Source organism: Paraburkholderia sp. UYCP14C (genome assembly GCF_004197395.1).
Taxonomy (GTDB): domain Bacteria; phylum Pseudomonadota; class Gammaproteobacteria; order Burkholderiales; family Burkholderiaceae; genus Paraburkholderia.
Genome location: NZ_SELS01000113.1, coordinates 1 through 12,005, shown reverse-complemented (window position 1 = coordinate 12,005; position 12,005 = coordinate 1). Strand labels below are relative to the sequence as shown.

The following is a 12,005-nucleotide window of genomic DNA, read 5'->3' as shown; positions in this document are numbered from 1 at the left end:
CGAAGCCCGTCAGGAAAGGCTGATGAAGCTGGCCGCCTGAGCTGCAAAAGCTTGTCCAGACAACCGGAGCCGATACATACCCAACATTCGACCGATGGGTTCATCCAGGCGAACTACGGCAGGAGGGAATATGTCTGGGCACGACACTAAGCTCCACGGTAGCTGGCGGTTGATTTCTTTTCATACTGAGCTTCAGGATTCAAAGGAGCGCAGTCAACCGTGGGGCGCCGACCCCAATGGGTTTCTTATTTTCGGCTCTGATGGGCGAATGATGGTATTGATGACCGCAAAGGCGCGGGAGCCAGGCAATACCGACGAGAAGCTGGCGGCGCTTTTCCGTACTGCGATGGCCTACACAGGACGGTATCGGATAGATGGGGATAAGTTCATCACAAAGATCGACTCGTCCTGGAATGAAGCCTGGAACGGCACTGAGCAGGAGCGATTCTACAAGCTCGATGGAGACGCGCTCGAAGTCAGTACCGCCTGGATGCCGAATCCGTTGGTACCAGGAAATCCGATAGGAAGGGGTATTCTCAGTTTTAGACGCGAGTAATTTTCCCTACGCGGTCTAGCGGCCGTGGTTCACCAGAATGCACACAGGGCTTTTGCGTTTGGCGATCGCGGCGGCAAAGTCCTCGGAGAACGCCCGCTGCGCGAAGCACGGCGCCGAGGTCGCGAGCAGTGCATCGACCTGCGCGAACTGTTTGTCGAACACCCATGGCCGGCGTGCGAGCGTGCGGTCGTTGAGCCAGTAGGGGCTCCAGTCCCGGGTCGTCTCGATGACCTCGCGCGCGAATTCCGGCCCGTACTCGAGCGCGCCCTCGATAACAACATCGATATACGACTCGACGAGCGGGAATCTCACATCAGGCACCGGCAGCCCTTCTCCCGGCGCTTTGCCCTGGGCCTTCGGCACGTAGACCCAGACGGTGCCCTGCGTCGGCAGCGGCTGCCATGACACCGACTCGATCAGCGCCCGTGGCACCTCGACGCGCACGTATCCCTTCTCGCGCTCGTCGAACGCGGACATGTCGTTGCCGGCAACGGGATAGATCACGCCATTGATCGTCATCGGCGCCTCGCCGTCGAACGGACGCCGCAGGCCGAGTGCCGTGAACCCTGAACTCGAGCGGTCGCTCCAGCTGCGCACGTAGCCGAACGCCGCCGCGACGCGCACCGGAATCGCCGCAACCGGCTTGCCGGCCGTGCTGTTGCGCGATGGCGTGTTGATGAGCGAGCCATAGCCGAAAATGAACTGCGTCGGCTGATCGGGAAGACGCGTTCCCCAGTAGTCGGTGGTCTGCGCGTGCGCCGCCGAGCCTAGGAGCGCGAGTGCCACAACGAATCCTCGAACCTTTGCCATCACCAACATCGTCATGTCTCCGTCCAATGCGTTACCGCAGATCATCGCATCCGCCGGGCGGCGCGGCAAACGCGCGCAGCAAGCCTCTGGGTCGGTCGACAGGGCACCAGCGACCACTATGCCTGTGCAACTTTCCTGCCGCCGCGCTTTCGCGCAGCGGATGCATCCGCGCCGGCAGGTCCAACAGCAGACGCCGACTCGATCAGAAATTCGCGAAACGCTGTCGCTACGTGCGGCAAGCGCCGGTCCGACACATGGATGACGTTCCACGCCAGTTCGATCGGCGTATCCGGCACCGGCAGCAACGCCAGAAGACCGGCCTGAAACTCCAGCGCGCACGCATGCAACGACAGGAACGCGACGCCGAGCCCCGCTTCGACCAGCTGCTTGATCGCCTCGTTGCTTGACAACTCCGACGCGGCATGCACCTTCAACCCCTGCGCCTTGAAGATCGCTTCGACCGCAACCCGGGTACCTGAGCCCCGCTCCCGCACCAGCAGGTTGGCCGCTTCCAGATCCGCCAGTTGCACCCGCCTGGTATGCATCAGCGGATGCGAAGGGGCCGCGACGAATCCCATCGGATGTCTGGCGAATGCGGCGGCATGCGTGCGCAGTTCACGGGGCTGGCGACCCATGATCGCGAGATCGATTTCATTCGTTGACAGCATGCGAACGATTTCGTCGCGATTGCCAATCCGGAACTGCAGCTTCACGTCGGGCCGGGCTTTCATGAACCGGACCAGCAGCGGCGGCACGAGGTATTCCGCAGTCGTAATCGCGCCGATGCGCAAGGTTCCGCCCAGCTCTCCACGCAGCGCGGCGATCTCCTCGCCCGCTTCGTTCCACACGCTCAGGATTTCGTTGGCGTAGCGCACCATCACCTCACCGGCCGCGGTGAGCTTGACTTCACGTCCGGCCCTGCGCAGCAGCGCCGTACCCGCGGCCTCGGCCAGTTGCGAGACCTGTAGCGATACGGCCGGCTGGGTCAGATGCAATTCCACCGCCGCGCCGGAGATGCTGCCCACGCGGGCCACGGTCTGCAGTGTTTTCAGCTGACGAAAGGTGGTCGTCTTTAACATTAGCAAAACCTTATGTTTTGAATATAAATACTCAATAGTGCAAATAATAGTGAGCACCTTATATTTCCCTTCAACACCTCGTCAAGGACAGCTTTGGTGCCTGACACGACGCACAGGTATCGCTCGCAGTCGCACAACATGGAGACTCGCAATGGCAATCGACGCAATCGTTGCAAATATGGATCACGCCTGGTCGGCGCTGGCCGCCCCGCGCGATCCGGCAGAACGGAACGAACAGGGCGATGCAATTAAAGGCCTGCTTCAACGCATCAGGGACGACGGCTATCCACTGCTGCTGGTGAGCGATATGAACGCTGAAAGTCTGAACAGCGTGATCAGCGACGCACTCGGCGAAGACGGCATCACGTGGTTCTCGGCGATCCTCGCATCGCAACCATGCAGCGATCGTTATGCGATTGCGGTTCACACGCTCGAAACGTCACCCCATCGTGTGATGGCGCTCGGTAGCAGCGAGCATGAGCTCGCGGAGGCGCGCGCATTCGGCATCGCGCATTGCGTACACCTGAACGACGCGCTGCTTCACGCATCTCCGTAGATATCGGTTGTACCAGCAGGCGCTCCGGCGACTTTCAGGGAGAAAAAGCATGGCCATCCATCGCAAGACAAACACGCTTGAAACGCCTCATCGAATCGTCATCGTTGGCGGCGGCGCGGCCGGACTCGAACTCGCGACCCGACTTGGCAACGGCGTCGGCAAGGAAGGTCGCGCACAGGTCGTGCTAGTCGACCGGAATCCCGCTCACTTCTGGAAGCCCTTGCTGCATGAGGTCGCCGCGGGTCAGATCGATGCATCGAGTCATCAGATCGAATATGCCGCGCACGCGAAGTGGAATCACTATCGCTTCGAGCGTGGCGGACTGCGAAGCATCGATCGCGAGCGCCGCGAGATCGTCATCGACGAAACCAGCGGCGCGGACGGCCAGCCTCTGCTTCAGCGCCGCTCGATCGGCTTCGATACGCTGGTGCTCGCGCTTGGCAGCGTCACGAATTTTTTCTCTGTGCCCGGCGCTGAGCAATACGCACTGACGCTGGAGACGGTCGATCAGGCCGAGGCGTTTCGCAGACGGCTTCTGTCGAGCCTGCTGCGTGCCGGCCATGCACAGCAGTCGTCGTCGCAATCCGTCAAGGAACCCGTGTGCGTGACGGTGATTGGCGCCGGCGCTACCGGCGTCGAGCTATCCGCTTCTTTGCGCAGCCTCGCGCAGATGCTGCATGAGTACCACCTGCCCTCGCTCGATCCAGCGCGCGACGTTCGCATCCGCTTGCTCGAGGGCGCGCAGCGCGTGCTGCCTGCCCTACCGGAACGGATTTCGGCGCGCGCCCACGATGTACTGTCGGGCCTGGGCGTCGAAGTGCACACCGAAACACGGGTCCGTTTCGTCGACGCGGAATCGGTCGTCGTGGGTGATGGTCACGCGTTACGCAGTGACGTCACGATATGGGCCGCTGGCGTCGAAGGGCCTCCCATTCTGAAAGCTCTGGGTGCGTTCGAGTTGAATCGTCTTGGGCAAGTCTCCGTCGACCGCATGCTGCGGGTCGATCCTGAGTCGGGCATCTACGCGATGGGCGATTGCGCCGCGTGCTCGGCGCGTGGAGACGACGCACTCGTTCCGCCACGCGCCCAGGCTGCCTGGCAACAGGCGGTGTATCTGCACGATGCGCTGACGAGACGTTTGAAGCAGCAGTCCATCCCGCTCTTTTCGTATCGGGATCAGGGCACGCTCATTTCATTCGGGCAAGCCGGTGCGGCAGGCGCGCTGATGAGCGAACTGCTGCGCGGGCCTGTGTTCATCGACGGATGGTTTGCCGCGTCCTGTTACAAGCACCTGTACAGGCGGCACATCATCGGGCTAACAGGGATCAGGCGCGCGGTGATGTACTCGGCGAGCCAGTGGTTGCGGGAGCGGGTCCGGCCTACGGTGAAGCTGAACTGAGATATGCGGTAGCGGCGGCGTTCCGAACTCGCCGCCGCAACGGCCGACATCGGCGTAGTGGTCGCATCAAAGACGCCCGTCATGGCCTTGCTCGCACCTGTTGCCTCCTCCCCGCCTCTTTTAAGGTGCACACATCTTCCCGCTCAACCGAGAGCTGCGCCGATCCCCGATTAATCGGGCACTCCGGCGCTCCGGGTACCTTGCGCACGCGCGCTGGGGTCAGTGAAAGCCGATATGGCAGCTGAACCACCGGCCACGAATTTCCGTGAGGATCCGTCGTGGTGCTCAATACGTCATTGCGAAAATGGGCATCTTGCATCAACGCTTGAACGCGTACCACGTCGCTTGAAATCACGCGCGTCGGCCGCCGATTTCCGGCGGCATAGAGCGCGCACCACGCTGCAACGTCCTGCATTGCGATCTCGAGGAACTTACCCTCGTCCGCCGACGGTGCCGCCAGTCGCGCGACGACCGCGAAGAGTGCCGACTGACCGCCGAGAATGTCGGCTGCCGATGCACCGATCTTGACCGGCTGTCCATCGCTGCGCGTGAGATCCATCAAACCGCCCATCGCCTGAATCACGGTATCGAACGCGGGCCGCGATGGATATGCGGTATCGATGCCGAAGCCGGATATCGAGCAATAGATCAGCCGCGGATTGACATCGGCGAGCGCGCGCCGATCAAAGCCCAACTTGGCGAGTGCGCCGGGCCGCAAATTTTCGATCAGCACGTCGGCGTCCGCGAGCAGCGTCCTCAAATGCGCGCGGTCGCCTTCGTGCTTCAGATCGAGCGATATGGTTCGCTTGTCCGTATTGTTGAGCGCGAAGAAATAGCTCGTCCCGTGCTGTCCCGGTGACCACGTGCGAGAAACCTCGCCTCCCGGAGTTTCTATCTTCACGACATCCGCGCCAAGTGCCGCGAGGTGTTTGCCGACGAGCGGCGCAGTCGTGTATTGACCGATTTCGATCGCCTTCACGCCACCGAGCGGGCCTGTTCCGGGGTTAGAACCGTCGCATTTGCTCGCGGAGGCATGCGCGTGGCTCGACAATCGAGATTCGCGAAACAATGACACGTGCCGATACGTGTCGCTATCGATCCCCACTCTCATCATCCACGCGGCCACTTCTTCATGACGCAATGCAAAGTTCGGCTCATGCGCCAGATCTTCGACGGACACGATCGGTCCCGCCGCAACACCGATGCGCTCGCAAATCGACGCGCAATCCGATGTCGTCATCGTCGATGTCCACGCCTCGAGCAAAGCATCGAGCTCGTCGACGTGGCGAACGCGCCCTCCCAAAGTCGAGAAGCGTACATCGTCGAGTTCGCGAATACCGGCTGCGCTCTTGATCTTGCGCCATTGATCTTCCGTGCTCGTGCAAATGAGAATCCACCCGTCGCGCGTTCCGTACGCGTTCCAGGGCGCGCAGGAAGGATGCCGATTGCCCACACGTTCGACCGGATCGCCCGCGAACGCAGCGGGAAGAAACGTCGTGAGCGCGCCGACGGCGCAGCCGAACGAACTCACGTCGATATGTTGATTCAGACCGCAGACGCGCCTGACCCGCAGCGCCGCGGCAATCGACGCCGACGCATAGAGCGCCGCTGAAACTTCCGTGAACGGCACGCCGATATGGACCGGTCCACCATGAGCAAAACCGGTCGTGTCCATGAGGCCGCTCATTGCCTGGATTTGCGCGTCGGAATACGCAGTGCATTCGCCCGCGCGCTGCGGACCCATCGCGGTGATGTCGCACACGATGGTCCCGCCCGATGCCTTGAGCCGCCCGATCTGACGCCTCTGCTCCGCACTGCACGTATCCGACGATACGATGATCACGTCGTACGCTGCATCATCCATCGACACCGCATCGGCGAACGCAATCTGCGCGCCCGCCTGCGCAAGTACCGCCGCGCTCAATTCGACGGCTTCGCGCGTGCCCGACGCAAGAATCCGCATACCACTGAACATGTCTTTCTCCTTTGCTGATGTGAAATCGCGCGCCCGAATACGTATCAACCCCGGCAGGCGGCGCATTGAGCGCGTGTTACCATTTTTCGATGCGAACCCTTCCGTCACTCAACGCACTGCAAGCCTTCGAGGTCTGCGGCCGACTGCTGAGCGTGCAACTCGCGGCCAATGAACTGAACGTCACGCCCGCTGCCGTCAGCCGACAAATCAAGCTGCTCGAAGATCAGCTCGGCATGCAGTTGTTCGAGCGCGGGCATCGTTCGATGACGCTGACGCCGGTAGGCGTGCGCTACCTCGCCGACATCGTGCGGGGCTTCGAAACCATGCGAACCGCGACGATCAATCTCACCGAGGCGCGTCGCCGTCGCACGCTCAAGATCCGCGGCTACACGACGTTCGCGATGAACTGGCTGCTGCCGCGTCTGTCGACGTTTCATCGCGAGCATCCGGATGTCGAGGTCGTCTTCACGACATCGTTGCAACCGGTAGACTTCAACGCCGAAGATGTCGATGGCGCGATTCGCCTGTCGCATGCACCGTCATCCGATATCGGCTCGGATCGCCTCGTGCCGAACGAACTCGTGCCCGTGTGCAGCCCTGAGTTTCTGCGCGCGCATCCCGATCTCAACGACGCTTCGCCCGAAACGCTCTCCAATGTGACGCTTCTGCATTCCCTGGCGCGTCGCGAAGACTGGGCGAGATGGCTCGCCGAAGCCGGCGTGCGCGGCGTGAATCCTTTGGGCGGACTCAGTTACGAAAGCTCGGTGCTCGCCTACGCCGCGGCCATGCAGGGGCACGGCGTTGCGATCGCTCAGCGCGTGCTCGTTGCCAACCAGCTTCGCGACGGCACGCTCGTCATGCCCTTCTCGTTCATCCTCGATCTCGGCGCGTTCACGTACTACCTCGTGTATCCGCACAAACATCTGCAGAAGCCCGAGTTCGCCGCGTTTCGTGACTGGCTGCTTTCCGTGAGCGCGGCATCTGCCGATGCTTAGCGCCCTTTGAAGCACGGACTGCGCTTCTCGGCGAACGCCTTGCGTCCTTCGACGCGATCTTCCGAATCGCGCATCGCTCCCCACGCGAGTTCCGTGAACTCGATCGCCTGCGCGAGGGGCACGTTACTGCTCGTCTCGACGATCTTCTTGATCATCTGCACGGCAAGCGGACCATTCGCCGCGATCGTGGCGGCGATCTGCAACGCCTTATCCATCAGCCCGGATGGCTCGGCCACATCGGACACGAGACCGACGCGTTCCGCGTAAGCCGCGTCGATACGCAATCCGGTGTACAGCATCTTCATCGCGATCGCGGACGGCACGGCTTTTTGCAGCGCCTGAATGCCGCACACCGCCGGAATGCTCGCGACGACCGGTTCCGGCAAGCCGAACACCGCGTTATCCGAAGCGATCCTCAGATCGCATTGCAACGCGATTTCGAGTCCGCCGCCGAGGCAATAGCCGTTGATGGCGGCAATCATCGGCTTGAAGAGACGCAACGACGTGAGATCCATCATCCGCACGTAGATGCCTTCGGCGGCGGCGCGGTCGATCGGTCTCACGAACGACGAGGAAAAGCTCGTTTCGGGCGGCAGCGTGTTCTTGAGATCCGCGCCCACGCAGAACGACTTGCTCCCGGAGCCGGTGAGGACGATTGCGCGCACGTCGTCGTCATCGCGTGCCGTGGCAAGAGCGGCGCGCAGTGCCCTGAGGCTGTCCAGGTCGAGTGCGTTGAGTGCTTCGGGGCGATCGAGCGTGACGATCGCGACATGCTCGGACCTGCTGTAGTGAATGGTCATGATGAACTCCGTCATACGCTTGGCGAGGACAAGGAACGCCCGCCGCACACATACAGTGTCTGCCCGGTGATATACGACGCTTCACGCTGCGCAAAGAACGATACCGCGTGGGCGATATCGGCGGGCGTACCGATGCGTTGCGCCGGCACGGACTTCTGCAAGCGTTCCTGAAGTGCGGAATCGAAGGTCCGGAAAAGAGGCGTATCGACGATGCCCGGCGCAACCGCATTGACCGTGATACCCGCGCTGGCCCATTCGAGCGCGAGACTGCGCGTCAGACTCACGACGCCGCCTTTGGACGCCGAATAGTTCGACTGCCCCACTCCGCCGAGCCACGCCCGCGATGCGATATTGACGATGCGCCCATAGCGCGCCGTCGACATATGCGCGAGCACCGCGCGACAGCACAGGAACTGCGACTTGAGGTTCACGTCGATGACCATGTCCCAATCCTCATCGCTCATCTTCGTGATGCGCTTGTCGCGCACGATGCCTGCGTTGTTCACCAGAATGTCGACGCGTCCAAAGCGCTGGATCACCGCATCGACGGCCTGATTGACGGACTCGCTGTTGGTCACGTCGACCGCGAGGCCGATGACCTCGACGTCCGCAGCCGCGAGTTCGGTGGTTGCCTCATCGAGCGCCGTGCGATCGAGATCGAACAGCGCGATGCGCCGCCCGCCACGCGCCAAAGCCTGTGCAATACCGAAGCCGATACCTTTCGCGCCTCCCGTGACGATCGCGACTTCGGCTGAGTGAGTAGATGCGTTCATGAAATGTCTCCGTGGAATGCAGTCAGCAAACTGTGGATTCCATGCTAGGGCGCGGGCCCACCCGCTTCAAACGACTTTTTTGGAGACTTCGATTGACTTGCCGTCAATCGAGAACAGGCGTGTTCGATACAAAAAAAATCAATCGAAACCGCAGAAAAAGTCGTTTGCGGGACGCGCCCCCGCAAACCTAGGATGCGTCCATGTGCCACGGAGCACGTTCCCATCGACAGACACGGAGACAAGCATGGAAACCACCCTACCGAGCGTTACAGAGCCGCCCACCGCGACGCTCACACGCGCTCAGAAGCGAGCGATCGTGGCGGCGACGCTCGGCACGGTCGTCGAGTTCACGGACTGGATCATTTACGCGACTTTCGCCGCTCTGTTCTCGCGACACTTCTTTCCCGCGGACAACGAACGCGTGTCGTTGTTGTCGGCGTTCGCGGTGTTCGCGGTCGGCTTCGTGATGCGGCCAATCGGCGGTGCGCTGCTCGGCGCTTACGCGGATCGTCACGGCCGCAAGAACGGCCTTGCGCTGTCCGTGGCGTTGATGGCTGGAAGCTCGCTCGTCATTGCCGTGTGTCCGGGTTACCGGTCGATCGGCTTCGCTGCGCCGCTGATCCTCGTCATTGCGCGACTCGTGCAAGGGTTCGCCGCGGGCGGCGAGTTCGGCTCGGCATCGACGTTTCTGATCGAATCGTCCGCGCCTTCTCGGCGCGGCTTCGCCGGTTCGTGGCAGCACTTCGCGGTCAACGCCGGCGTGCTCGTGGCTGCATCGATCGGCGCCCTGCTGACGTCGTTCATCGAGCCGTCCGGCATGGCGGATTATGGCTGGCGCGTCGCATTCGGCATCGCGGGCATGATGGGATTCGTCGCGCTGTGGGTGCGGCTCACGGTCGCCGAAACCGATGCCTTCAAGAACGTCGCGAAGCACGCTCACGTGCGGCATCCGTTCATCTCGATCATCCGCGAACATCGGCGCGCGGCGTTGCGCGTGGTGGGCATCGCGATGGCGGGCAACCTGTGCATCTATCTCTGGCTTGTGCTGTTCCCGACGCTTGCGCATTTGCGCACCGGTCTGCCGCTTTCCGCCGGGTTTCGTGCAAGCGTGATTTCGATCGTCGTATCGCTGATTGCGATTCCGCTGATCGGCATGTTGTCGGATCGCATTGGTCGCAAGCCGGTTCTGCTGGTGTTCGCCGGTGGCTCCGCGCTGTTCGCCTGGCCCGCGTTGAGCCTGCTGTCGAACGACTTCTGGAATGCGACCGTGATCGTCACTATCGGCATGGTGCTGTCGTCGGGATTCGCGGCCACGTGTGCGACGGTCATGGCCGAACAGTTTCCCGCGCACGTGCGGGCAACAGGCGTCGCCCTGCCTTATGCGATATCGGCAGCGCTCTTTGGCGGCACGCTCCCCTACATCGTCACCGCCATGTCGAACTCTGGACTCGCGCAGTATCTGTGGGTCTATGTGGCAGCCGTGTGCGTCGTGGGCTTCGTCGTGTATGCGCGCATGCCTGAAACGCGCGGAAAGATCCTCGATTAACGTTTATTGACTGGAGGCAGCAATGCGAAAAGTAGTCATTGGCGGCGTCGGCATGACGTCATTTGGAAAGTTCCTCGAACGTAACCTGAAGTCGCTTTCCGAGGAAGCGGTAGCGCTCGCGCTCAAGGATGCGCGTGTCAGTGCGGACGACGTAGAGCGGATTTTCTTCGGCAACGCGGCCGCGGGCGTCGTAACGGGGCAGGAGATGATTCGCGCGCAAGCCTCGTTGCGCAACACGGGACTCGACGGCAAACCGATGTTCAACGTCGAAAACGCGTGCGCCTCGGGCAGTTCGGCGCTCAATCTGGCGTGGTGGTCGGTTGCTTCGGGACAGGCGGAAACGGCGCTGGTCGTCGGCGTCGAAAAGCTTTCGCATGAGGACAAGGCGATTTCGTTCGGCGCGTTCGCCAAGGCCGTCGACCTCGAAGAACCGCTGCCGGAAGGCGTGACGACGGGCACAGGATCGCTCTTCATGGACCTCTATGCGGCGAAAGCCCGCAAGTGGATGGATAAGACCGGCGCGAATGCCAGCGATTTCGCGCGCGTCGTCGTCAAGAGCCGCCGCGCGGGATCGCTGAATCCGGTCGCGCAATTTCGCAAGGAGACGAGCGTTGAAGAAGTGCTCGCAAGCCGTATGGTCAGTGATCCGTTGACGCTGTTCATGTGTTCGTCGATCGGAGACGGGGGCGCTGCGCTCTTCATCTGCTCCGAGGACTATGCGCGCAAGCACGACATGCAGCCGGTGTTCATTCGCGCGACGTCGATCGTCTCCGCCAAAGCCGATGGCTCGGGCGAGCTAGTCGCCGTGCGCGCGGCGAGGGAGGCGTATGAGGCGGCGGGCATCGGACCGGAAGACGTGCATGTCGTCGAATTGCATGACGCATCCGCGCCCGCCGAATTGATCCACTACGAGAACCTCGGCTTGTGCGCTCCCGGCGATGCCCCGAAGCTCATCCGCTCCGGCGACACCGATATCGGCGGACGTGTCTCGGTGAATCCGAGCGGCGGGTTGCTGTCGCGCGGTCATCCGGTGGGCGCGACAGGCGTCGCGCAGATCGTCGAACTCACGCAGCAATTGCGCGGCAAAGCGGGCGCGCGGCAGCGGCCGGGCGCGCGCGTCGCGCTTGCCGAGAACAACGGCGGTCAGCTCGCGGGAGATTCTGCCGTGGCATTGGTGACGATCCTGCCCTTGTAAGTCTGACGGGGGAGTCGAACGCGCGCGACGTACGGCTGCCCCATCTTGCAGGTGCGTGCTCAGCCCGACCGCGGCCAGGCTGATTCGGCAGTCGGGCGTTCGACGGTCACTTCATTCGAACCGCACGAAGTGGCCGTCGTTTCAGTTCCTTCAAGCAAGACATCAAGGAGCACATCATGAGCAATGCCGTGGCGAGCATCGCAAGGTTCGCAGACGACGCAAGTGCAGAGCTCATTTGGCCACCGGCATCGCGAATTCCGCGCCCTTGTCGATGCTGTCGGGCCAGCGCTGCGTCACGCTCTTGTAGCGCGTGTAGAAGCG

Annotated in this window: 11 protein-coding genes; 6 read left to right on the top strand and 5 right to left on the bottom strand. The window is 62.1% G+C overall.

The window, feature by feature from the left end; genetic code table 11:
- Positions 1-130 precede the first annotated feature (130 nt).
- Positions 131-556: a lipocalin-like domain-containing protein gene (locus tag EVC45_RS41875; RefSeq protein WP_129963963.1), complete on the top strand. Its 426-nt coding sequence runs from the start codon at positions 131-133 to the stop codon at positions 554-556.
- Positions 557-571: 15 nt separating this feature from the next.
- Here the strand turns inward: EVC45_RS41875 and EVC45_RS41870 are convergent, their stop codons facing one another.
- Complete coding sequence (locus EVC45_RS41870) at positions 572-1,375, bottom strand: gamma-glutamylcyclotransferase family protein (RefSeq protein WP_129963962.1); 804 nt, start codon at positions 1,373-1,375, stop codon at positions 572-574.
- Positions 1,376-1,482: 107 nt separating this feature from the next.
- On the bottom strand, positions 1,483-2,445 hold the full coding sequence (locus EVC45_RS41865; protein ID WP_129963961.1) for a LysR family transcriptional regulator: 963 nt from the start codon (positions 2,443-2,445) through the stop codon (positions 1,483-1,485).
- Positions 2,446-2,596: 151 nt separating this feature from the next.
- On the opposite strand from EVC45_RS41865, the gene EVC45_RS41860 reads away from it, so the two are divergent.
- Both EVC45_RS41860 and EVC45_RS41855 read left to right on the top strand, forming a co-directional pair.
- Positions 2,597-3,001, top strand: a complete 405-nt coding sequence (locus EVC45_RS41860; RefSeq protein WP_129963960.1) for a hypothetical protein — start codon at positions 2,597-2,599, stop codon at positions 2,999-3,001.
- A 49-nt stretch (positions 3,002-3,050) separates the two neighbouring features.
- The gene (locus EVC45_RS41855) at positions 3,051-4,400 is read left to right on the top strand and encodes an NAD(P)/FAD-dependent oxidoreductase (RefSeq protein WP_129963959.1); all 1,350 of its coding nucleotides are present in this window, start codon (positions 3,051-3,053) and stop codon (positions 4,398-4,400) included.
- A gap of 79 nt (positions 4,401-4,479) precedes the next feature.
- Here the strand turns inward: EVC45_RS41855 and EVC45_RS41850 are convergent, their stop codons facing one another.
- Positions 4,480-6,375, bottom strand: coding sequence for a CoA transferase (locus EVC45_RS41850; RefSeq protein WP_129963958.1), 1,896 nt, complete (start codon positions 6,373-6,375; stop codon positions 4,480-4,482).
- Between the two features lie 89 nt (positions 6,376-6,464).
- On the opposite strand from EVC45_RS41850, the gene EVC45_RS41845 reads away from it, so the two are divergent.
- The gene (locus tag EVC45_RS41845; protein ID WP_129963957.1) at positions 6,465-7,370 is read left to right on the top strand and encodes a LysR substrate-binding domain-containing protein; all 906 of its coding nucleotides are present in this window, start codon (positions 6,465-6,467) and stop codon (positions 7,368-7,370) included.
- Here the strand turns inward: EVC45_RS41845 and EVC45_RS41840 are convergent.
- Both EVC45_RS41840 and EVC45_RS41835 read right to left on the bottom strand, forming a co-directional pair.
- Positions 7,367-8,170 (bottom strand): enoyl-CoA hydratase/isomerase family protein, encoded by an 804-nt coding sequence (locus EVC45_RS41840; RefSeq protein ID WP_129963956.1) that lies wholly within the window; start codon positions 8,168-8,170, stop codon positions 7,367-7,369. The two genes, EVC45_RS41845 and EVC45_RS41840, sit on opposite strands and share 4 nt — an antisense overlap.
- A gap of 11 nt (positions 8,171-8,181) precedes the next feature.
- Entirely contained in the window at positions 8,182-8,943 is a 762-nt protein-coding gene (locus EVC45_RS41835) for an SDR family NAD(P)-dependent oxidoreductase (protein WP_129963955.1), read from the bottom strand.
- A gap of 244 nt (positions 8,944-9,187) precedes the next feature.
- On the opposite strand from EVC45_RS41835, the gene EVC45_RS41830 reads away from it, so the two are divergent.
- Entirely contained in the window at positions 9,188-10,489 is a 1,302-nt protein-coding gene (locus EVC45_RS41830) for an MFS transporter (RefSeq protein WP_129963954.1), read from the top strand.
- A gap of 22 nt (positions 10,490-10,511) precedes the next feature.
- Positions 10,512-11,684 carry a thiolase family protein gene (locus tag EVC45_RS41825; protein WP_129963953.1) on the top strand — a complete coding sequence of 391 codons (1,173 nt, stop codon included), beginning with the start codon at positions 10,512-10,514 and terminating at the stop codon, positions 11,682-11,684.
- Positions 11,685-12,005 lie beyond the last annotated feature (321 nt).